The 22,290-nt window shown below is 45.8% G+C and carries 21 protein-coding genes; 17 read left to right on the top strand and 4 right to left on the bottom strand.

Features of this window, described 5'->3' with window-relative positions; translation table 11 throughout:
• Positions 1 to 7: 7 nt before the first annotated feature.
• The 5 genes from MKX71_RS12030 to prpB are packed head-to-tail and all read left to right on the top strand — an operon-like array spanning position 8 to position 5,545.
• On the top strand, positions 8 to 871 hold the full coding sequence (locus tag MKX71_RS12030) for a 3-hydroxybutyryl-CoA dehydrogenase (RefSeq protein WP_339231155.1): 864 nt from the start codon (positions 8 to 10) through the stop codon (positions 869 to 871).
• Positions 872 to 898: 27 nt separating this feature from the next.
• On the top strand, positions 899 to 2,038 hold the full coding sequence (locus MKX71_RS12025) for an acyl-CoA dehydrogenase (protein WP_032726112.1): 1,140 nt from the start codon (positions 899 to 901) through the stop codon (positions 2,036 to 2,038).
• Between the two features lie 33 nt (positions 2,039 to 2,071).
• The gene (mmgD, locus tag MKX71_RS12020; RefSeq protein WP_339231153.1) at positions 2,072 to 3,190 is read left to right on the top strand and encodes a citrate synthase; all 1,119 of its coding nucleotides are present in this window, start codon (positions 2,072 to 2,074) and stop codon (positions 3,188 to 3,190) included.
• A gap of 14 nt (positions 3,191 to 3,204) precedes the next feature.
• Positions 3,205 to 4,623: a bifunctional 2-methylcitrate dehydratase/aconitate hydratase gene (locus tag MKX71_RS12015; protein WP_080333419.1), complete on the top strand. Its 1,419-nt coding sequence runs from the start codon at positions 3,205 to 3,207 to the stop codon at positions 4,621 to 4,623.
• Between the two features lie 16 nt (positions 4,624 to 4,639).
• Positions 4,640 to 5,545, top strand: a complete 906-nt coding sequence (prpB, locus tag MKX71_RS12010; protein ID WP_003230302.1) for a methylisocitrate lyase — start codon at positions 4,640 to 4,642, stop codon at positions 5,543 to 5,545.
• A gap of 41 nt (positions 5,546 to 5,586) precedes the next feature.
• On the opposite strand, the gene MKX71_RS12005 is transcribed toward prpB, so the two are convergent.
• Complete coding sequence (locus MKX71_RS12005) at positions 5,587 to 5,823, bottom strand: DUF2627 domain-containing protein (protein ID WP_003230304.1); 237 nt, start codon at positions 5,821 to 5,823, stop codon at positions 5,587 to 5,589.
• A gap of 152 nt (positions 5,824 to 5,975) precedes the next feature.
• Between MKX71_RS12005 and MKX71_RS12000 the strand changes: the two genes are divergently transcribed.
• The 8 genes from MKX71_RS12000 (at position 5,976) to bfmBB (ending at position 16,047) form a co-directional block, all read left to right on the top strand.
• Positions 5,976 to 8,054, top strand: coding sequence for a sigma-54-dependent Fis family transcriptional regulator (locus MKX71_RS12000; RefSeq protein ID WP_004398669.1), 2,079 nt, complete (start codon positions 5,976 to 5,978; stop codon positions 8,052 to 8,054).
• Between the two features lie 124 nt (positions 8,055 to 8,178).
• Positions 8,179 to 9,078 carry a phosphate butyryltransferase gene (gene yqiS / locus MKX71_RS11995; protein ID WP_015251745.1) on the top strand — a complete coding sequence of 300 codons (900 nt, stop codon included), beginning with the start codon at positions 8,179 to 8,181 and terminating at the stop codon, positions 9,076 to 9,078.
• Positions 9,079 to 9,089: 11 nt separating this feature from the next.
• Complete coding sequence (bcd, locus tag MKX71_RS11990) at positions 9,090 to 10,184, top strand: branched-chain amino acid dehydrogenase (RefSeq protein WP_003230309.1); 1,095 nt, start codon at positions 9,090 to 9,092, stop codon at positions 10,182 to 10,184.
• Between the two features lie 18 nt (positions 10,185 to 10,202).
• On the top strand, positions 10,203 to 11,294 hold the full coding sequence (gene buk / locus MKX71_RS11985; protein WP_213420169.1) for a butyrate kinase: 1,092 nt from the start codon (positions 10,203 to 10,205) through the stop codon (positions 11,292 to 11,294).
• Between the two features lie 20 nt (positions 11,295 to 11,314).
• Positions 11,315 to 12,739 carry a dihydrolipoyl dehydrogenase gene (gene lpdA / locus MKX71_RS11980; RefSeq protein WP_213420170.1) on the top strand — a complete coding sequence of 475 codons (1,425 nt, stop codon included), beginning with the start codon at positions 11,315 to 11,317 and terminating at the stop codon, positions 12,737 to 12,739.
• Positions 12,740 to 12,760: 21 nt separating this feature from the next.
• Entirely contained in the window at positions 12,761 to 13,753 is a 993-nt protein-coding gene (gene bfmBAA / locus MKX71_RS11975; protein ID WP_004398565.1) for a 3-methyl-2-oxobutanoate dehydrogenase subunit alpha, read from the top strand.
• A gap of 13 nt (positions 13,754 to 13,766) precedes the next feature.
• Positions 13,767 to 14,750, top strand: coding sequence for a 3-methyl-2-oxobutanoate dehydrogenase subunit beta (gene bfmBAB, locus MKX71_RS11970; protein ID WP_004398638.1), 984 nt, complete (start codon positions 13,767 to 13,769; stop codon positions 14,748 to 14,750).
• A gap of 22 nt (positions 14,751 to 14,772) precedes the next feature.
• Entirely contained in the window at positions 14,773 to 16,047 is a 1,275-nt protein-coding gene (gene bfmBB, locus MKX71_RS11965) for a branched-chain alpha-keto dehydrogenase complex dihydrolipoyllysine-residue (2-methylpropanoyl)transferase (protein ID WP_339231151.1), read from the top strand.
• A gap of 54 nt (positions 16,048 to 16,101) precedes the next feature.
• On the opposite strand, the gene bmrR is transcribed toward bfmBB, so the two are convergent.
• The 3 genes from bmrR to MKX71_RS11950 all read right to left on the bottom strand — a co-directional run bounded on the left by bmrR (position 16,102) and on the right by MKX71_RS11950 (position 19,174).
• Positions 16,102 to 16,938, bottom strand: a complete 837-nt coding sequence (gene bmrR / locus MKX71_RS11960; RefSeq protein ID WP_021479988.1) for a multidrug efflux transcriptional regulator BmrR — start codon at positions 16,936 to 16,938, stop codon at positions 16,102 to 16,104.
• A gap of 72 nt (positions 16,939 to 17,010) precedes the next feature.
• Positions 17,011 to 18,180: a multidrug efflux MFS transporter Bmr gene (bmr, locus tag MKX71_RS11955; protein ID WP_003230328.1), complete on the bottom strand. Its 1,170-nt coding sequence runs from the start codon at positions 18,178 to 18,180 to the stop codon at positions 17,011 to 17,013.
• Positions 18,181 to 18,280: 100 nt separating this feature from the next.
• A complete protein-coding gene (locus tag MKX71_RS11950) occupies positions 18,281 to 19,174 on the bottom strand; it encodes a diacylglycerol kinase family lipid kinase (protein ID WP_167408274.1) in 894 nt (297 codons plus the stop codon).
• Positions 19,175 to 19,334: 160 nt separating this feature from the next.
• Here MKX71_RS11950 and brxB point away from each other — a divergent pair, with 160 nt between their 5' ends.
• The 4 genes from brxB (at position 19,335) to artR (ending at position 22,262) form a co-directional block, all read left to right on the top strand.
• Positions 19,335 to 19,772: a bacilliredoxin BrxB gene (brxB, locus tag MKX71_RS11945; protein WP_003226477.1), complete on the top strand. Its 438-nt coding sequence runs from the start codon at positions 19,335 to 19,337 to the stop codon at positions 19,770 to 19,772.
• A gap of 267 nt (positions 19,773 to 20,039) precedes the next feature.
• The gene (artP, locus tag MKX71_RS11940) at positions 20,040 to 20,807 is read left to right on the top strand and encodes an arginine ABC transporter substrate-binding protein ArtP (protein WP_004398706.1); all 768 of its coding nucleotides are present in this window, start codon (positions 20,040 to 20,042) and stop codon (positions 20,805 to 20,807) included.
• A gap of 80 nt (positions 20,808 to 20,887) precedes the next feature.
• On the top strand, positions 20,888 to 21,547 hold the full coding sequence (artQ, locus tag MKX71_RS11935) for an arginine ABC transporter permease ArtQ (protein WP_003230340.1): 660 nt from the start codon (positions 20,888 to 20,890) through the stop codon (positions 21,545 to 21,547).
• Positions 21,540 to 22,262: an arginine ABC transporter ATP-binding protein ArtR gene (artR, locus tag MKX71_RS11930; RefSeq protein ID WP_339231148.1), complete on the top strand. Its 723-nt coding sequence runs from the start codon at positions 21,540 to 21,542 to the stop codon at positions 22,260 to 22,262. Before artQ ends, artR begins: the two co-directional genes overlap by 8 nt.
• The last annotated feature ends 28 nt before the right edge of the window (positions 22,263 to 22,290 follow it).

The following is a 22,290-nucleotide window of genomic DNA, read 5'->3' as shown; positions in this document are numbered from 1 at the left end:
GATTTGAATGGAAATCAAACAAATCATGGTAGCTGGCGCAGGTCAGATGGGGAGCGGAATTGCTCAAACAGCCGCCGACGCGGGCTTTTATGTGCGGATGTATGATGTGAATCCAGAGGCCGCGGAGGCAGGATTGAAACGGCTGAAGAAACAGCTGGCCCGTGATGCTGAGAAAGGAAAAAGGACCGAGACGGAAGTGAAGAGCGTAATCAACCGCATTTCGATTTCTCAAACGCTTGAGGAGGCAGAGCATGCGGACATTGTGATTGAGGCTATCGCAGAAAACATGGCGGCAAAAACTGAGATGTTTAAAACACTTGATCGCATTTGCCCGCCTCATACGATTTTGGCCAGCAATACATCTTCCTTGCCTATTACAGAAATCGCTGCTGTAACAAACCGGCCTCAACGGGTTATTGGCATGCATTTTATGAATCCCGTCCCTGTAATGAAGCTGGTAGAAGTGATTCGAGGCTTGGCTACATCAGAAGAAACGGCCTTAGATGTTATGGCATTAGCGAAAAAGATGGGGAAAACAGCGGTAGAAGTCAATGATTTTCCTGGGTTTGTTTCCAACCGTGTGCTTCTTCCAATGATTAATGAAGCCATCTATTGCGTGTATGAGGGAGTGGCGAAGCCGGAGGCAATAGACGAAGTGATGAAGCTGGGCATGAATCATCCGATGGGTCCGCTTGCATTAGCGGATTTTATCGGACTGGATACGTGTTTATCAATTATGGAAGTCCTTCACTCAGGCCTTGGCGATTCCAAATACCGTCCATGCCCGCTGCTCCGCAAGTATGTCAAAGCAGGCTGGCTTGGCAAAAAGAGCGGACGCGGTTTTTATGACTATGAGGAGAGGACTTCCTGAAGTCTATTCCATCCGGGGGTGGCCGAGTTGCATGTAACCCAAGAGCAAGTCATGATGCGAAAAATGGTGCGTGATTTTGCACGAAAAGAAATTGCTCCCGCTGCGGAAATCATGGAGAAAACGGACGAATTTCCCTTTCAGCTGATCAAAAAAATGGGTGAACACGGACTGATGGGAATACCGGTGCCGGAACAATACGGCGGTGCCGGGGCGGACGTTGTTTCTTATATTTTGGCGATTCATGAGATTTCTAGAATCAGTGCGGCTGTCGGCGTGATTCTCTCCGTTCATACCTCGGTCGGCACAAATCCGATTCTGTATTTCGGCAACGAAGAACAAAAGATGAAATATATACCAAAGCTCGCGTCAGGAGACCATTTGGGCGCATTTGCACTAACGGAGCCTCACTCGGGGTCGGATGCCGGGAGCCTCCGCACAACAGCAATCAAAAAGAACGGCAAATATCTATTAAACGGATCGAAAATATTCATAACGAATGGCGGAGCAGCTGATATCTATATCACATTTGCTTTAACAGCTCCAGATCAAGGCAGGCACGGGATTTCGGCTTTTATTGTTGAAAAAAACACACCCGGTTTTACCGTTGGAAAAAAAGAAAGAAAGCTGGGGCTTTATGGCTCCAATACTACGGAACTGATTTTTGATAATGCAGAAGTGCCTGAAGCCAATTTGCTTGGCAAAGAGGGGGATGGCTTTCACATTGCCATGGCGAATTTAAATGTCGGCCGGATCGGCATTGCGGCACAGGCCCTCGGAATTGCAGAGGCGGCTCTTGAGCATGCCGTTGATTATGCGAAGCAGCGAGTGCAATTTGGAAGGCCGATCGCAGCCAATCAAGGCATATCATTTAAGCTGGCTGACATGGCGACTAGGGCAGAGGCGGCAAGACATCTTGTCTACCACGCCGCAGACCTTCATAACCGCGGCCTGAATTGTGGAAAAGAAGCGTCTATGGCTAAACAATTTGCTTCCGATGCAGCCGTGAAGGCAGCGTTAGACGCCGTTCAAATTTATGGAGGATATGGCTATATGAAGGATTATCCGGTTGAGCGCCTGCTTCGCGATGCAAAGGTGACGCAAATCTATGAAGGGACGAACGAGATTCAAAGACTGATTATTTCTAAGTATTTGCTTGGCGGAACCTGATAGACAAAAAACGCATAAACGGAGGTTGAGGATATGGAGGAGAAACAGCATTATTCTCCAGGGTTGGACGGTGTGATTGCGGCAGAAACTCATATTTCTTATCTTGACACGCAGTCCAGCCAGATTTTGATAAGAGGCTATGATTTAATAGAACTTTCTGAAACAAAAAGCTATCTGGAGCTTGTCCATTTATTGCTGGAGGGCAGGCTGCCAGAAGAAAGTGAAATGGAGACGCTGGAACGTAAAATAAACAGTGCCTCAAGCCTGCCTGCTGATCATCTCCGTCTGCTTAAGCTGCTCCCTGAGGACACTCATCCAATGGATAGTCTGCGTACCGGCCTGTCGGCACTTGCTGGCTATGATCGGCAAATTGATGATCGGTCTCCTTCCGCAAACAAAGAACGCGCCTATCAGCTTCTTGGGAAAATGCCTGCCCTCACTGCTGCCAGCTACAGGATCATTAATAAAAAAGAACCAATTCTTCCGCTTCAAACCCTATCCTACAGTGCGAATTTTCTCTACATGATGACAGGGAAATTGCCGTCTTCATTGGAAGAACAGATTTTTGACCGGTCGCTCGTCCTGTACAGTGAGCATGAGATGCCGAATTCAACCTTTGCGGCCAGGGTCATTGCATCTACACATTCAGATCTTTATGGGGCTTTGACTGGGGCTGTCGCTTCCCTGAAAGGGAATCTTCACGGAGGAGCAAACGAAGCTGTGATGTATTTGCTTTTGGAGGCAAAAACGACATCTGATTTTGAGCAGCTTTTGCAAACAAAACTGAAAAGAAAAGAAAAAATCATGGGCTTCGGCCACCGGGTGTATATGAAAAAAATGGACCCGAGAGCACTCATGATGAAAGAGGCGCTGCAGCAATTATGCGATAAAGCCGGTGACCATCGTTTATATGAGATGTGCGAAGCGGGTGAGCGGCTGATGGAGAAGGAAAAAGGGCTTTACCCGAATTTGGATTACTATGCTGCCCCAGTGTATTGGATGCTCGGCATACCGATTCCTTTATATACGCCGATCTTTTTCAGCGCGAGAACGTCCGGTTTATGCGCCCATGTGATCGAACAGCATACCAATAATCGGCTCTTCCGTCCCCGTGTCAGTTACATGGGCCCGCGATATCAAACAAAACCATGAAAGGAACTGGTAGAATGCCGAAAACGGATCGTGTTATCGAAGAAATCACAGACTATGTGCTTGAGAAAGAGATTACTAGTGCCGAAGCGTATACAACAGCGGGGCATGTATTGCTGGATACCCTGGGCTGCGGGATCTTGGCGCTACGGTATCCGGAATGCGCAAAGCTGCTTGGCCCGATTGTTCCAGGAACGACTGTGCCGAATGGAAGCAAAGTGCCGGGAACGTCATATGTTCTCGATCCTGTGAGGGCAGCGTTTAATATCGGCTGCATGATTCGCTGGCTCGATTACAACGATACGTGGCTGGCGGCGGAGTGGGGGCATCCATCCGATAACTTGGGAGGGATCCTTGCCGCTGCTGATTATGTATCAAGAGTGAGGCTGTCTGAAGGAAAAGAGCCGTTAACGGTACGCGACGTACTTGAGATGATGATCAAAGCACACGAGATCCAAGGTGTGCTGGCGTTAGAAAACAGCTTAAATCGAGTTGGCCTTGACCATGTGCTGTTTGTCAAAGTTGCGACAACTGCTGTTGCGGCAAAGCTTTTGGGCGGCGGAAGAGAAGAAATCAAAAATGCGCTTTCGAATGCATGGATTGACAATGCAGCATTGAGGACATACCGCCATTCACCAAATACAGGCTCGCGTAAATCATGGGCGGCAGGAGATGCAACGAGCAGAGGTGTTCATTTGGCGCTGATGTCGTTAAAAGGGGAAATGGGTTATCCGACAGCCTTGAGTGCACCGGGTTGGGGGTTCCAAGACGTTTTATTCAATAAGAAAGAGATCAAGCTTGCCCGTCCGCTCGACGCTTATGTCATGGAAAATGTGTTATTTAAAGTGTCTTATCCTGCGGAATTTCACGCCCAGACAGCGGCGGAGTGCGCCGTCATTCTTCACCCGCAGGTAAAGAACCGGATTGATGAGATTGACCGAGTTGTCATCAGAACGCATGAATCCGCTATCCGAATCATTGATAAAAAAGGCCCGCTCCACAATCCGGCAGACCGTGATCACTGCCTCCAATACATTACAGCAATCGGTTTGCTTTTTGGTGATATCACCGCACAGCATTATGAAGCTGAAACAGCGAGTGATCCGAGAATAGATAAACTTCGTGATAAAATGGAAGTGACTGAAAATAAAACATATACCGAGGATTATTTGAAACCTGATAAACGTTCCATCTCAAATGCCGTTCAGGTTCATTTTAAAGACGGAACGAGCACGGAAATGGTGGAATGTGAGTTTCCCCTCGGCCATCGTTTTCGAAGAGAGGAAGCAGTGCCGAAACTGCTGGAAAAGTTTTCTGACAATCTCAAAACCCATTTTCCTGATAAACAGCACAAACACATTTATGAGCGCTGTACCAGCTATGAGACATTACAAACGATGCGCGTAAATGAATTCGTAGACATGTTCTGCATGTAAAAGGGGGATTTGTTTCATGTCGTGGATCGTCAATAAGCAATCGTCACAAGAGGAGCTTGCCGGGCGTTTCCGCAAGCTGATGTCAGCACCGGACATTCTTCAAATTCCCGGCGCCCATGACGGGATGGCCGCTTTGCTTGCGAAAGAAGCCGGTTTTTCTGCTATTTATTTGTCCGGTGCTGCCTATACAGCCAGCAGGGGGCTGCCTGATTTAGGGATCATCACATCGGCAGAGATAGCTGAACGGGCCAAAGATCTTGTACGTGCAGCTGATCTGCCTCTGCTTGTGGATATCGATACGGGATTTGGCGGTGTCTTAAATGCCGCCCGAACAGCCCGGGAGATGCTTGAAGCAAGGGTAGCAGCCGTTCAAATAGAAGACCAGCAGCTTCCAAAAAAATGCGGACATTTAAATGGCAAACAGCTAGTTCCGATAAAGGAAATGGCGCAAAAAATAAAAGCCATTAAACAAGCGGCACCCTCCCTTATTGTTGTTGCCCGTACTGATGCCAGGGCGCAGGAAGGGCTTGCTGCCGCAATAAAACGTTCAGAGGCTTACATTGAGGCGGGAGCGGACGCAATTTTCCCGGAAGCGCTACAGGCGGAGAATGAATTCCGCCAGTTTGCTGAGCGTATCCCCGTTCCGCTCCTTGCGAATATGACTGAATTTGGGAAAACGCCATATTATCGTGCCGATGAATTCGAAGATATGGGGTTTCACATGGTGATATATCCTGTCACCTCGCTTCGAGCGGCGGCAAAAGCTTGTGAGCGGATGTTTGGTTTGATGAAGGAGCACGGCTCACAAAAAGAAGGACTTCATGATATGCAGACACGAAAAGAACTGTACGATACGATTTCTTATTATGATTATGAAGCGTTAGACAAAACGATTGCCAAGACCGTTTTGCCTGACGAATAGTGCAACAAAAAAAGCCGGAGCATTCTCCGGCTTTTTTTCAGCTATCGTTTTCTGAATCGCGGGCTGACTTGATTGCGTTTTCTGTCTCTGTATAGAATGAACCCGGCCAGCACATAGAGGCCGATCGCAAAAAAGATGAATCCTGACAACCCTTGGAGCCAAAGAGCTGAAAATGGCTTGATTGTATGGCCGAAAAGTGTATCTCTCATCAGTTTAATGCCTAAAGCAGAAATAGCCCCGGGGATGACTAATATTAAAAGCGCAAGAAGTCGGCTCATCTTCAGAAAACCCCTTTATCTTTTCATTTCCTTTATTGTCCAGCGGAAAAAATATTTTGTCAAGAGAAGAAAACGTGGTAACATAGGGTTGTGCAAATTATTGCAACGGAATAAATAGGTGTGCAAAATTTTTCATGCAAAGGGGTATCGGGATGCAAAAGGTACTGATAGTAGGTGCCGGCAAAAGGGGAACGGCGTTATTACATATTCTGATTAAAACAGCCATCATAGATATCATTGCCGTAGTTGACAAAGACCCCGAGGCGCCGGGATTGAAAGAAGCAGAACAGTATGGGATTGCCGTATCATCTGATTGGAAACCTTACATACAACAAAAACCGGATATCGTCATTCATACCACCGGCGATCAAGCCGTGTTTGACGAGCTCCTTCAAAGAAAGCATGAAGATACCATTGTCATGCCGGGAAAAATGGCATACATCGTTTTTCAGCTGATGGAAGAAAAGCAGCACCTGATTCAAATGCTAAAAGAGCAAACCTATAAATATGACAGAATTTTTAATTCCACCCATGATGGAATGATTTTTATTGATATCAATGAAGAAATCATTCTCTTTAACCATATGGCCGAAAAAATGGTCGGAAAAAAACGTGAGGAAGTCATTGGGCGCCCAATAAAAGAAGTGATTCCGAGCACTAAGATGCCGCGGATTTTAAAAACAAGAGTGCCTGAATACAACCAGAAGCAACTGTTAGGCGATCATTTGCAAATTGTGACCACAAGACTGCCGATTATTGATGAAGGCGGACGTCTGCTCGGTGCTCTTTGTGTGTTTAAAGATATCACTGATGCGGTCGAGCTGGCAGAGGAAGTGACCAACTTAAAGCAGGTCCGTACGATGCTGGAGGCGATTATTCAATCCTCCGATGAGGCGATTTCTGTCGTTGATGAAAACGGCATCGGCCTGCTAATCAATAAAGCATATACGAAAATGACGGGGCTTTCTGAAAAAGAAGTCATCGGCAAGCCTGCAAACACTGATATTTCCGAAGGCGAAAGCATGCATTTAAAGGTGCTTGAAACAAGACGTCCTGTCCGCGGTGTCAGAATGAAGGTCGGCCCGAATGAAAAAGAAGTGATCGTTAATGTAGCACCGGTGATTGTGGACGGGATTTTGAAAGGCAGCGTCGGCGTGATTCACGATGTTTCCGAAATTAAAATGCTGACAGCGGAGCTTAACCGCGCCAGACAAATTATTCGCACGCTTGAAGCGAAATACACGTTTGACGACATTATCGGCAAAAGCGAGCAAATGCTGGTTGCGCTTGAGCAGGCGAAGCTCGGTGCGAAAACACCGGCAACCATCTTGCTGCGAGGGGAATCAGGAACAGGAAAAGAACTGTTCGCCCATGCCATCCATAACGAAAGTGACCGGAAATACAATAAATTTATTCGCGTGAATTGTGCAGCCCTTTCTGAAAACCTGCTCGAATCAGAATTGTTCGGCTATGAGGATGGTGCGTTTTCAGGAGCGAAGCGCGGCGGTAAAAAGGGTTTATTTGAGGAAGCAAATAACGGCAGTATTTTCTTAGATGAAATCGGTGAGCTGACACAAAATATGCAGGCCAAATTGCTGCGCGTCCTTCAAGAAAAGGAAATCGTCAGAGTGGGCGGCACGAAAGCGATCCCTGTCAACGTCAGAGTGATCGCGGCGACAAATGTAAATATTGAAAAGGCGATGGCGGACGGAACATTCCGGGAAGACCTGTATTACCGGATCAATCGCTATCCGATCTCCATCCCGCCTTTGCGGCAGCGGTTGGAGGACATTGAAGCATTGAGCGTCAGACTTATCCAAAAGATCAACCGGGATTACGGCAGGAATGTAAAAGGGCTCTCACAGCAAGCCTTGCGCGCCTTATCTGCCTACCATTGGCCTGGGAATGTCCGGGAGCTTGAAAATGTCCTTGGACGAGCCATGATTTTTCTGAATCCGCATATGGAATGGATTGAAAAAGATCACTTGCCTGTATTCGAACTTGAGCAAAAAGAAAATGACACAGACCAGGGAACAGGTTTTGATTTTCCGGATATTGAAGGCGAAAAGCTGTCTGTCGCAGTAGAAAAATTTGAAGCACATTTGATCCAGCAAACGCTTGAAAAGCATCATTTTAACCGGACAAAAACAGCAAAAGCTCTCGGTGTCAGCATTCGGAACTTATATTACAAAATGGATAAATATGGCCTTGCAAATGAAGGCATGCAATAATTTGCAGAATAAACGCAAACATCTGCACGAATGTTTCAATATACCTGGTATGACAGCACCCTTAAGAGCTGGCATGGAACTTGCATAATAAAAGGCGGAGTCGAAACAAGAAAGGTGGTAACAGATGAAGCTGAAAGATTTAATCGGCAAAGCGTCGATACACAAAAATAAGACCATTGCGGTTGCTCATGCTGAGGATGAGGAAGTGATCCGGGCTGTAAAGCTGGCAGCCGAGCACCTATCCGCCCGTTTCTTGTTAACGGGCGACAGCACAAAACTGAACGAGCTGACATCATCCATGCAAGGGCATCAAGTGGAAATCGTCCATGCCGATACTCCTGAGGAATCAGCGAATTTAGCGGTTCGTGCTGTGCATCATAAAACAGCGGACGTTTTAATGAAAGGCAATGTGCCGACTTCTGTTTTGCTTAAAGCGGTATTGAACAGACAGGAGGGGCTTCGGTCAGCAAGTGTCCTTTCCCACGTGGCTGTCTTCGATATACCGGATTTTGACCGGCTGATGTTTGTGACAGATTCGGCAATGAATATTGCTCCTTCGCTGGAAGAGCTCCGGCAGATTTTGCAAAATGCCGTTCACGTGGCCCATGCAGTGGGGAACAATATGCCAAAAGCAGCTGCCCTTGCAGCGGTCGAAACGGTGAACCCTAAGATGGAAGCGACCGTGAATGCAGCTGCTCTAGCTCAAATGTACAAAAGGGGCCAGATCAAAGGCTGCATTGTTGATGGACCGCTTGCTTTGGATAACGCAGTTTCTCAAATTGCCGCGGCCCAGAAAAAAATTTCGGGAGACGTAGCGGGCAACGCAGATATCCTTCTCGTCCCAACAATTGAGGCCGGCAATATTTTATACAAATCTCTGATTTATTTTGCCAAGGCCAGCGTGGCGGCTGTCATTACAGGAGCCAAAGCACCGATTGCCTTAACAAGCAGAGCGGACTCTGCTGAAAATAAACTGTATTCCATTGCGCTGGCAATATGCGCATCTGAAGAATACACACATTAGGAGGAACGAACATGGAACTTTTTAAATATATGGAGAAATATGATTACGAACAATTGGTATTCTGCCAGGATGAACAATCTGGATTAAAAGCGATTATCGCCATTCATGATACAACGCTTGGTCCGGCGCTTGGCGGAACGAGAATGTGGACATATGAAAATGAAGAAGCGGCAATTGAAGATGCGCTCAGATTGGCAAGAGGCATGACCTATAAGAACGCGGCGGCAGGCTTAAACCTTGGCGGCGGAAAAACAGTCATTATCGGCGATCCGCGCAAAGACAAAAATGAGGAAATGTTCCGCGCGTTTGGCCGCTATATTCAAGGGCTGAATGGCAGATACATCACGGCTGAAGATGTGGGTACAACGGTCGAGGATATGGATATCATTCATGATGAGACAGACTATGTCACAGGGATTTCTCCTGCTTTCGGCTCTTCTGGAAATCCGTCCCCAGTCACAGCGTACGGGGTGTACAGAGGAATGAAGGCAGCAGCTAAAGCTGCTTTCGGAACCGACTCTCTTGAAGGAAAAACCATTGCTGTACAGGGTGTTGGGAACGTAGCCTATAACCTTTGCCGCCACCTGCATGAAGAAGGAGCAAACTTAATCGTTACGGATATCAACAAACAATCTGTACAGCGTGCAGTTGAAGATTTTGGCGCCCGTGCTGTAGATCCTGATGACATTTATTCACAAGACTGCGATATTTATGCGCCGTGTGCCCTTGGTGCGACTATTAACGACGACACCATTAAACAGCTGAAGGCGAAAGTGATCGCAGGTGCGGCTAACAACCAATTAAAAGAGACACGCCATGGTGATCAAATTCACGAAATGGGCATTGTTTATGCACCGGATTACGTGATTAACGCGGGCGGTGTTATCAACGTGGCAGATGAGCTTTACGGCTATAATGCAGAACGTGCATTGAAAAAAGTCGAAGGCATTTACGGCAATATCGAGCGTGTACTAGAGATTTCTCAGCGTGACGGCATTCCTGCATATTTAGCGGCTGACCGCTTGGCAGAGGAACGGATTGAACGCATGCGCCGCTCAAGAAGCCAGTTTTTGCAAAACGGCCACAGTGTATTAAGCAGACGTTAAGAAATTGATCTGGAGGTTATGAAAGTGCTACATGACGAAAAACGCATTCTCACAATTAATCCAGGCTCAACTTCAACGAAAATCGGTGTTTTTCATAACGAAAGAAGCATTTTTGAAAAAACATTGAGACACAACATAGAAGAGCTGCAGCGATTTGACCGAATTATTGATCAGTATGAATTTCGTAAAAACCATATTCTCGAAACGCTTCATGAACAGGGAATCAATATTTCAAAGTTTGATGCAGTCTGCGCAAGAGGCGGCCTTCTCCGGCCAATTGAAGGCGGGACCTACGTAGTGAATGATGAGATGATTGAGGATTTGAAAAGCGGCTACGCCGGTCAGCATGCTTCTAATCTCGGCGGCATTATCGCGCGGGAAATCGCTGATGGCCTGAATATCCCTTCGTATATCGTCGACCCTGTTGTCGTAGACGAAATGTCAGTGCTTGCGAAAGTGTCAGGCATGCCTGAAATTGAACGGAAAAGCATTTTCCATGCGTTAAACCAAAAAGCTGTCGCTCGTAAAGCGGCAGCCTCTCTTGGCAAACGATATGAGAACATGAAAATGATTATTACCCATATGGGCGGAGGTATTACAATTGGCGTCCATGACCGCGGGCGAGTGGTAGATGTCAATAACGGCCTGCACGGCGAGGGACCATTCAGTCCTGAACGAGCAGGAACAGTGCCTGCGGGAGATCTTGTTGATCTATGTTTTTCAGGGGAATATACAAAAGAAGAAATCATGAAAAAGCTTGTTGGCACCGGCGGACTTTTAGGCTATCTCGGTACTAATGATGCAGTAAAAGTGGAACAGATGATTCAAGGGGGCGATGAAAAAGCCCGCTTCATTTATGATGCCATGGCATATCAGGTAGCAAAGGAAATCGGGGCAGCCAGCGCGGCGTTAAAAGGCGAAGTTGAAGCGATTGTGCTGACGGGAGGCCTTGCGTACGGCAAAAGCTTTGTTTCTGCTATCAGATCATACATAGATTGGATTTCAGACGTTTTAGTCTATCCGGGTGAAAATGAACTGCAGTCTCTTGCCCAAGGGGCGCTCAGAGTATTGCAGGGCGAAGAGCGATCCAAACAATATCGTATTGAATAGACAGACAGGAGTGAGTCACCATGGCAACTGAGTATGACGTAGTCATTCTGGGCGGCGGTACCGGCGGTTATGTTGCGGCCATCAGAGCCGCTCAGCTCGGCTTAAAAACCGCCGTTGTGGAAAAGGAAAAACTCGGAGGAACATGTCTGCATAAAGGCTGTATCCCGAGTAAAGCGCTGCTTAGAAGCGCAGAGGTATACCGGACAGCTCGTGAAGCCGATCAATTCGGGGTGGAAACGGCTGGCGTGTCCCTCAACTTTGAAAAAGTGCAGCAGCGTAAGCAATCCGTTGTTGATAAGCTTGCAGCGGGTGTAAATCATTTAATGAAAAAAGGAAAAATTGACGTGTACACCGGATATGGACGTATTCTTGGACCGTCAATCTTCTCTCCGCTGCCGGGAACAATTTCTGTTGAGCGGGGAAATGGCGAAGAAAATGACATGCTGATCCCGAAACAAGTGATCATTGCAACAGGATCAAGACCGAGAATGCTTCCGGGTCTTGAAGCGGACGGTAAGTCTGTACTGACTTCAGATGAGGCGCTCCAAATGGAGGAGTTGCCACAGTCAATCATCATTGTCGGCGGAGGGGTTATCGGTATCGAATGGGCGTCTATGCTTCATGATTTTGGTGTGAAGGTAACGGTTATTGAATACGCGGATCGCATATTGCCGACTGAAGATCTAGAGATTTCAAAAGAAATGGAAAGTCTTCTTAAGAAAAAAGGCATCCAGTTCATAACAGGGGCAAAAGTGCTGCCTGACACAATGACAAAAACATCAGACGATATCAGCATACAAGCGGAAAAAGACGGAGAAACCGTTACCTACTCTGCTGAGAAAATGCTTGTTTCCATCGGCAGACAGGCAAATATCGAAGGCATCGGCCTAGAGAACACCGATATTGTTACTGAAAATGGCATGATTTCAGTCAATGAAAGCTGCCAAACGAAGGAATCTCATATTTATGCAATCGGAGACGTAATCGGTGGCCTGCAGTTAGCTCACGTTGCTTCACATGAGGGAATTATTGCTGTTGAGCATTTTGCAGGTCTCGATCCGCATCCGCTTGATCCGACGCTTGTGCCGAAGTGCATTTACTCAAGCCCTGAAGCTGCCAGTGTCGGCTTAACCGAAGACGAAGCAAAGGCGAACGGGCATAATGTCAAAATCGGCAAGTTCCCATTTATGGCGATTGGAAAAGCGCTTGTATACGGTGAAAGCGACGGTTTTGTCAAAATCGTGGCGGACCGAGATACAGATGATATTCTCGGCGTTCATATGATCGGCCCGCATGTCACCGACATGATTTCTGAAGCGGGTCTTGCCAAAGTGCTGGACGCAACGCCGTGGGAGGTCGGGCAAACGATTCACCCGCATCCAACGCTTTCTGAAGCAATTGGAGAAGCAGCGCTTGCCGCAGATGGCAAAGCCATTCATTTTTAAAAGCATAAAGGAGGGGCTTGAATGAGTACAAACCGACATCAAGCACTAGGGCTGACTGATCAGGAAGCCGTTGATATGTATAGAACCATGCTGTTAGCAAGAAAAATCGATGAAAGAATGTGGCTGTTAAACCGTTCTGGTAAAATTCCATTTGTAATCTCTTGTCAAGGACAGGAAGCAGCACAGGTAGGAGCGGCTTTCGCACTTGACCGTGAAATGGATTATGTATTGCCGTACTACAGAGACATGGGTGTCGTGCTCGCGTTTGGCATGACAGCAAAGGACTTAATGATGTCCGGGTTTGCAAAAGCAGCAGATCCGAACTCAGGAGGCCGCCAGATGCCGGGACATTTCGGACAAAAGAAAAACCGCATTGTGACGGGATCATCTCCGGTTACAACGCAAGTGCCGCACGCAGTCGGTATTGCGCTTGCGGGACGTATGGAGAAAAAGGATATCGCAGCCTTTGTTACATTCGGGGAAGGGTCTTCAAACCAAGGCGATTTCCATGAAGGGGCAAACTTTGCCGCTGTCCATAAGCTGCCGGTTATTTTCATGTGTGAAAACAACAAATACGCAATCTCAGTGCCTTACGATAAGCAAGTCGCATGTGAGAACATTTCCGACCGTGCCATAGGCTATGGGATGCCTGGCGTAACTGTGAATGGAAATGATCCGCTGGAAGTTTATCAAGCGGTTAAAGAAGCACGCGAAAGGGCACGCAGAGGAGAAGGCCCGACATTAATTGAAACGATTTCTTACCGCCTTACACCACATTCCAGTGATGACGATGACAGCAGCTACAGAGGCCGTGAAGAAGTAGAGGAAGCGAAAAAAAGTGATCCCCTGCTTACTTATCAAGCTTACTTAAAGGAAACAGGCCTGCTGTCCGATGAGATAGAACAAACCATGCTGGATGAAATTATGGCAATCGTAAATGAAGCGACGGATGAAGCGGAGAACGCCCCATATGCAGCTCCTGAGTCAGCGCTTGATTATGTGTATGCGAAGTAGGGAGGAAGAACAAATGTCAGTAATGTCATATATTGATGCAATCAATTTGGCGATGAAAGAAGAAATGGAACGAGATTCTCGCGTTTTCGTCCTTGGGGAAGATGTAGGAAGAAAAGGCGGTGTGTTTAAAGCGACAGCGGGACTCTATGAACAATTTGGGGAAGAGCGCGTTATGGATACGCCGCTTGCTGAATCTGCGATCGCAGGAGTCGGTATCGGAGCGGCAATGTACGGAATGAGACCGATTGCTGAAATGCAGTTTGCTGATTTCATTATGCCGGCGGTCAACCAAATTATTTCTGAGGCGGCTAAAATCCGCTACCGCAGCAACAATGACTGGAGCTGTCCGATTGTCGTCAGAGCGCCATACGGCGGAGGCGTGCACGGAGCCTTGTATCATTCTCAATCAGTCGAAGCAATTTTCGCCAACCAGCCCGGACTGAAAATTGTCATGCCATCAACACCATATGACGCCAAGGGTCTATTAAAAGCCGCAGTTCGTGACGAAGACCCGGTGCTGTTTTTTGAGCACAAGCGGGCGTACCGTCTGATAAAGGGAGAGGTTCCGGCTGATGATTATGTCCTGCCAATCGGCAAGGCTGACGTAAAACGGGAAGGCGACGACATCACAGTGATCACATACGGTCTGTGTGTCCACTTTGCCTTACAAGCTGCAGAACGTCTCGAAAAAGATGGCATTTCAGCGCATGTGGTGGATTTAAGAACAGTTTACCCGCTTGATAAAGAAGCCATCATCGAAGCTGCGTCCAAAACTGGAAAGGTTCTTTTGGTCACAGAAGATACAAAAGAAGGCAGCATCATGAGCGAAGTAGCCGCAATTATATCCGAGCATTGTCTGTTCGACTTAGACGCGCCGATCAAACGGCTTGCAGGTCCTGATATTCCGGCTATGCCTTATGCGCCGACAATGGAAAAATACTTTATGGTCAATCCTGATAAAGTGGAAGCGGCGATGAGAGAATTAGCGGAGTTTTAAAGACGTAAGGGAGGATACAATCATGGCAATTGAACAAATGACGATGCCGCAGCTTGGAGAAAGCGTAACAGAGGGGACGATCAGCAAATGGCTTGTCGTCCCCGGTGATAAAGTGAACAAATACGATCCAATCGCGGAAGTCATGACAGATAAGGTAAATGCAGAGGTTCCGTCTTCTTTTACTGGTACGATAACAGAGCTTGTGGGAGAAGAAGGCCAAACCTTGCAAGTCGGAGAAGTGATTTGCAAAATTGAAACAGAAGGCGCGAATCCGGCTGAACAAAAACAAGAACAGCCAGTTGCTTCAAAAGCCGCTGAGACGCCTGCTGCAAAAAGTGCCGAAGCAGCTGATCAGCCCAATAAAAAGCGCTACTCGCCAGCTGTACTCCGTTTGGCCGGAGAGCACGGCATTGACCTCGATCAAGTAACAGGAACAGGTGCCGGCGGGCGCATCACACGAAAAGATATTCAGCGCTTAATTGAAACAGGCGGCGTACAAGAACAGAAGGCTGAGGAGCCGAAAACAGCAGCTCCTGCACCGAAGTCTGCATCAAAACCTGAGCCAAAAGAAGAGACGTCATATCCTGCGTCTGCAGCCGGTGATAAAGAAATCCCTGTCACAGGTGTAAGAAAAGCAATTGCTTCCAATATGAAGCGAAGCAAAACAGAAATTCCGCATGCTTGGACGATGATGGAAGTCGACGTCACAAATATGGTTGCATATCGCAACAGTATAAAAGATTCCTTTAAGAAGACAGAGGGCTTTAATTTAACGTTCTTCGCCTTTTTTGTAAAAGCGGTCGCTCAGGCGTTAAAAGAATTCCCGCAAATGAATAGCATGTGGGCGGGCGACAAAATTATTCAGAAAAAGGATATCAATATTTCAATTGCAGTTGCCACAGAGGATTCTTTATTTGTTCCGGTGATTAAAAACGCTGATGAAAAAACAATTAAAGGCATTGCGAAAGAAATTACCGGTCTTGCCAAAAAAGTAAGAGACGGAAAACTCTCAGCAGATGACCTGCAGGGAGGCACGTTTACCGTCAACAACACAGGTTCGTTCGGGTCTGTTCAGTCGATGGGCATTATCAACTACCCTCAGGCTGCGATTCTTCAAGTAGAATCCATCGTCAAACGCCCGGTTGTCATGGACAATGGCATGATTGCTGTCAGAGACATGGTTAATCTGTGTCTGTCCTTAGATCACAGAGTGCTTGACGGTCTCGTGTGCGGACGATTCCTGGGACGAGTAAAACAAATTTTAGAATCGATTGACGAGAAGACATCTGTTTACTAAATAAGAAAAAAGAGCATTTTTTGAAGTTTTGTTTCAAAAAATGCTCTTTTTCTATTATTCAGCGATTCGTATTTTCATTTCGACACGATATTCTTCTTGTTTTTTCGGGGAGTAATGAATCGGTATGATTAACTCGTATACATCACTGACAACTGTTAATTGGCGGTCTGCGATATATTTGATAAGCTTCTGTAAGTTGAGAAAATAATGTTCAGGCGAAAAATTATACGCGATACACGCATACCTCCCTTTAGGGATCGTTGTGATTTCCATATCCGGCGTAATTGATGAAATCTGTTTATTCGTCAATACAGGCGTGAAAATATGACGGTAAGTCATTTCATCAATGCTGGTGTAGGGCTGAAAAGAGAAAGTAGCGCCGTAGCTATTGTTCGTAAATCCATCTGCTGACTCGATAAATTTTTTTAATTTGCTGTAGGAGGCGTTGAGCACGTTTTCAGGCCCGATTCCTTCTGCCTCTGTCTGAATAATCCGTATTTCTTCTTCATCTAAAACAAAAACCTCACCGAGCGCGGGATATTCCATCTGCCGTTTCATCCGCTTTTTCACCAATGAAATGGTTTGCTCCAGTGCTGATAAAAAGTCTAATTTCTCCCTGATTTGCCTCTCCTGCTCGGTATAAAAAGCAAACAGTTCTCCCATCTCTAAGTCCTGTGCTTTTTTCATTTCTTCCAAAGGTGTGCCGATATATTTCAATGATTTGATCAAATCCAGATGAATGAGCTGAGCATCTGTATAATAGCGGTAGCTGGTATCCGGGTCGACGTAGGCTGGTTTAAATAAATCAATTTTATCGTAATAACGGAGCGCTTTAATCGACACGTTTGCCAGTTTTGAAACTTCCCCAATTGAGTAATACGATTCCTTCATGCCATCACTCCTTCTATCATCAGTATAAAGAAGAAGCGCATTCTTTGCAGTACACAAAGAATGCGCTTCTTATCACGTGCTGGCTTTAAGATGTGCAGGCGCTTTCCAAGCAATGGTCAGTGCAATCCCTATGGCTAAGGTGACCGTTGCAAAGTAGAAGGGATAGTTTACATCAATATCGAACAGCATTCCGCCGATAATAGGCCCGAATACATTGCCGATACTTGTAAACATTGAATTCATACCGCCGGCAAACCCCTGTTCATTTCCCGCAATCTTTGACAGGTAAGTCGTTACCGCAGGCCGCATGAGATCAAATCCGACAAATACGGTGACTGTCACCAGCAGAATCGCAACATATGAATGTACCGTTGTCAGCAAGAATACCAGACTCGTAGAGAGAATTAAGCTGTACCGAATTAAATGGATTTCACCAAACCATCTTGTGAAGCGGTCGAATAAGACGACTTGCGTAATGGCGCCAACAATCGCTCCTCCTGTAATCATAATGGCAATGTCGCTGGCCGTAAATCCGAATTTATGATCCACGAATAATGCAAATAAAGATTCAAATGATGCTAAACCAAAAGACGAAATTAAGATAATGAGAAAAGCTATGAAATACATGGGGGCAAAAATTCGTTTAAAGCCTGTCTTCTGCCCTTTTATTTCCTGATTTTCAGGGTTTCGTTCCGGCTCGCGCAGCGTGAGGATTGATAAAATGGCTGCTAACAGTGCAAAAGCTGCCGCAAAGAAAAAAGGCAGCCGGGAATGGACTTCTGCTAAAAATCCCCCGATGCCGGGGCCGATAATAAATCCTGTTGAAATAGCGGCTGACATATAACCGAGTGCTTTCGGCCGTGTTTTAATGGTCGTGATATCTGCGATAAAAGCCGTGACCCCGGGCATAATGAAGGCAGCGCTGATACCGCCCAGCATACGGGAGATAAATAACATCTCAACTGTTTTTCCAATGCCGAACAAAAACTCCGACACACTAAAGAACAACAGGCCGATTACGATCATGATCTTGCGCCCGAAGCGATCAACCCATCGTCCGGCTATTGGTGAGACAATGAGCTGTGTAATAGCGAAGCAGGCAACCATATAGCCGACCGCGGTCCCCGATAAATGCAATTCATTCATAATGGTCGGCGTTACTGGAATCACAAGCCCGATCCCCAAAAAAGCAATAAATAAATTGGTTAATAATATAGTTAAGGTAATATTTTTCTTCTCCATATGACTTCCCCTTTTTCAAGTGTGTATCCCTTATACTGTAAGACCTCCTCCTAGGGGAGAGTCAACGGATTTGCAAAATCTTTCTAAAGCCTTATGACAGTTATTCATTTGCGGGAACAAGCATGTCGATATGCTGCGGCAGGACCTGAATGACTGCGGGTGTATGTGTATAAACTTCTCCATCCATATCCGCCTTTTTGGCAGTGTCTGTTTCAATTTCGATACGGGAGGCCTGGACATAGGACAGCTCTCCGGTAAAACGATCAATTGAGCCCTGTTCCATGCTCATCAGCTCCCGCAACGCGGTGAGGTTGGTGTTGCGGCATATGAGAACATCAAGTAAGCCGTCTTCAATACTGGCATCGGGCAGAGGAATTCGATTCGTTCCAATGTATTGGCCATTCATCACAAGCAGCATAACGGCTTCTTCTTTAATTTCTTTTCCGTCAATTTTTAATGTCATCGGAAACGATGCAGCGGATGAGACGGTTCGCAACGCACTTGTAAAATAGCTGATTTTTCCCAATAATGCTTTTTCCGTTTCATTAATTTGATTCGACGTTTCTGCAATTAAGCCGATCCCCCAGAAATTTAAAAAATAACGGTCATTCATCTGACATACGTCTACGCTGGTTTTTTTTCCTGCCATAAGTGCTTCCGCGGCCTTTGCAAGATTTTGAGGGATGCCAAGCACTCTTGAAAAGTCATTGCACGTGCCGCCGGGCAAAATTCCGACCGCGGGTTTTCTTTCTAGAGCGCTGATAGCATTTATGCATTGATGGATCGTGCCGTCGCCGCCGAGAATGAAGACGGTGTCGACAGAATCATCAATGGATTGGCAAAAATGATACGCATCATCCTTTTTCTTTGTCTGCTTAATAATCACCTCATCTAAATGGTGAGATAAAACCGGCACCACAGCACCAAGTGCTTTTTCTATATTTTTGTTACCGGCATTTCCGTTATGAATCAGTAACGCTTTCCTGTGGCTCATATACAACTGCTCCTTTATTTTACTTCTAGTTATATAATCCCCTTTTTCTGTAAGCAGTAAACGAAGAGCAAAAAAAGTGCACGGCGAAGCAAAGTCATTTGCCGATATGGACGTTTCCTTGCTATCATAAGAACAGATGATGAAAAAGGAGAGGTCTTCATTGAACATGGACTTTAATTTATTTATGAATGATATTGTTCGCCAAGCGAGACAAGAAATAACAGCTGCCGGATACACCGAGCTTAAAACAGCCGAAGAGGTGGATGAGGCACTTACGAAAAAAGGAACGACGCTCGTCATGGTAAACTCTGTTTGCGGATGCGCCGGAGGAATTGCAAGACCGGCAGCCTACCATTCCGTTCACTATGATAAAAGACCTGATCAGCTCGTCACCGTTTTTGCCGGACAGGATAAAGAAGCGACAGCGCGTGCGCGTGACTATTTTGAAGGTTATCCGCCATCTTCTCCGTCCTTTGCGATTTTGAAAGACGGAAAGATCATGAAAATGGTAGAGCGTCATGAAATTGAAGGCCATGAGCCGATGGCCGTAGTGGCAAAGCTGCAGGAAGCCTTTGAAGAATATTGTGAAGAAGTATAAGACGAACAACCCGGATGCTCAAAGCAGCCCGGGTTTTTTTGTGCATAAATTTCCAAGGATATATGAATAAATATTAAGGGATTATTCAATCGGATTGTACAGCGATTTAATTTTTATCTAGTAATATCAGAAGAGATCACTGGAAAGATAAGCTTAAAGATAATTTTTAAAAATAGTATTGCATAAAAATGAGAAACTGTTTAAAATACAAATTAACGAATAAATATTCAAATACACCAAAAGTAATGAATACGGGGGAAATGGATCATGAAAAAATGGCTCTTATTACTTGTAGCTGCTTGCATCACCTTTGCATTAACTGCGTGCGGCTCAAGCAATTCAGGTTCAGAAAGCGGAAAGAAAAAATTAATTATGGGTACTTCGGCGGATTACAAACCGTTTGAATATAAAGAAGGAGATAATATTGTCGGCTTTGATGTAGAGCTGGCAAAAGCTCTGGCAAAGAAGGCAGGCTATGAAATTGAAGTGCAGGATATGGACTTCAACAGCTTAATTACAGCGCTTAAATCAAAACAGGTGGATCTCGTTCTGTCAGGAATGACACCAACGCCTGAGCGTAAAAAACAAGTTGATTTTTCCGATGTGTATTACACAGCGAACCATATGATTGTCAGCAAAAAAGACAGCGGCATTCAATCTTTGAAAGACCTGAAAGGAAAAACAGTTGGCGTTCAGCTTGGCTCTATTCAGGAAGAGAAGGGGAAAGAGCTTTCTCCGGAATATGGTTTTAAAACAGAAGACCGCAACAGAATTTCTGATTTGGTGCAGGAAATCAAATCTGACCGTTTCGATGCCGCGATTATTGAAGACATTGTTGCAGAAGGGTATTTCAAATCAAATGATGACCTGCAAGGCTTTGTGATTCCTGATGCGAAAGCGGAAGAAGCCGGTTCAGCAATTGCTTTCAGAAAGGACAGTGAACTGACAGACAAATTCAATAAAGCGCTCAAGGAAATGGAAGATAACGGAGAGCTTGAGAAATTGAAGAAAAAATGGTTCACTGGCGAGAAGTAAAAAAAAGCGGCTCAACTTTTTCGTTGAGCCTTTTTATTGAATAGGAAACTTTTTTCCTGTAAGAAAAGGAGACAAAGGCTATGAATTTGGATTTTTCAGCAACGATCCCCCAAATTCCTTTTATATTAGAAGGCTTGGCAATTACATTAAAAATTGTTGTTGTATCTGCTATTATCGGACTTATACTCGGTATTGTGCTAAGCTTATGCAAGATCAGCACATTCCGCCCGTTTATCTGGATCGCTGATTTTTATACATCAGTGTTCCGAGGCACGCCTTTAGTGCTGCAGCTTATGATTGTCTATTTTGGCCTTCCTCAGCTGCTCGGATTTCAAATTGACCAGTTTTGGGCTGCGGTTGTCGCATTGTCTTTGAATTCCGCCGCTTATGTATCGGAAATTATCAGAGCCGGAATCAATGCCATTGATAAAGGGCAAAAAGAAGCTGCTGTTGCACTCGGTGTCCCGTATGGAAAAATGATGAAGGATCTGCTGCTGCCGCAGGCCTTCAAAAATATATCACCTGCAATTGTGAATGAATTAATTACGTTAACAAAAGAATCGGCTATCGTTACCGTCATCGGGCTTGGTGATGTCATGAGACGCGCATATCAAGCTGGCGCCGCCACTTACAATTACCTTGAGCCGCTCATTATCGCGGGATTGATTTATTATGTGCTTGTCCTGATTTTAACGTTTATCGGCAAGGCTGTAGAAAGGAAGCTGAAATCCAATGATTAAGGTTGAAAAGCTGTCAAAATCATTTGGGAAACACGAAGTATTAAAAAACATTTCAACAACAATCGCTGAGGGTGAGGTTGTTGCCGTGATCGGTCCTTCAGGCTCAGGCAAATCAACGTTCTTACGCTGTTTAAACCTGTTGGAAAAGCCTAACGGCGGAACCATTACAATAAAAGACACAGAGATTACGAAGCCAAAAACCAACACATTAAAGGTCCGGGAAAACATCGGGATGGTTTTTCAGCATTTTCATCTCTTTCCGCACAAAACGGTTCTCGAAAACATCATGTACGCGCCTGTCAATGTAAAAAAAGAAACAAAACAGGCTGCACAGGAGAAAGCTGAGGACCTGCTCCGCAAAGTCGGTTTGTTTGAAAAGCGAAATGACTATCCAAACCGTTTGTCTGGCGGACAAAAACAGCGTGTCGCGATTGCCAGGGCTCTTGCGATGAATCCGGACATCATGCTGTTTGACGAGCCGACCTCCGCCCTTGATCCAGAGATGGTCAAAGAAGTGCTACAGGTGATGAAAGAGCTGGTCGAAACCGGCATGACCATGGTGATTGTCACACATGAAATGGGCTTCGCAAAAGAAGTGGCAGACCGTGTGCTGTTTATGGACCAAGGAATGATTGTCGAAGACGGCAATCCGAAGGAATTTTTTATGTCGCCAAAATCCAAAAGAGCGCAGGACTTTTTAAAGAAAATATTATAGAATATAAAAAAGAAGAAGGCTGGCCGCC

This window comes from Bacillus sp. FSL M8-0071, from assembly GCF_037975455.1.
Lineage (GTDB): Bacteria > Bacillota > Bacilli > Bacillales > Bacillaceae > Bacillus > Bacillus subtilis.
The sequence above is the reverse complement of the archived record's forward strand: the minus strand, read 5'-3'. Positions and strand labels throughout refer to the sequence as shown.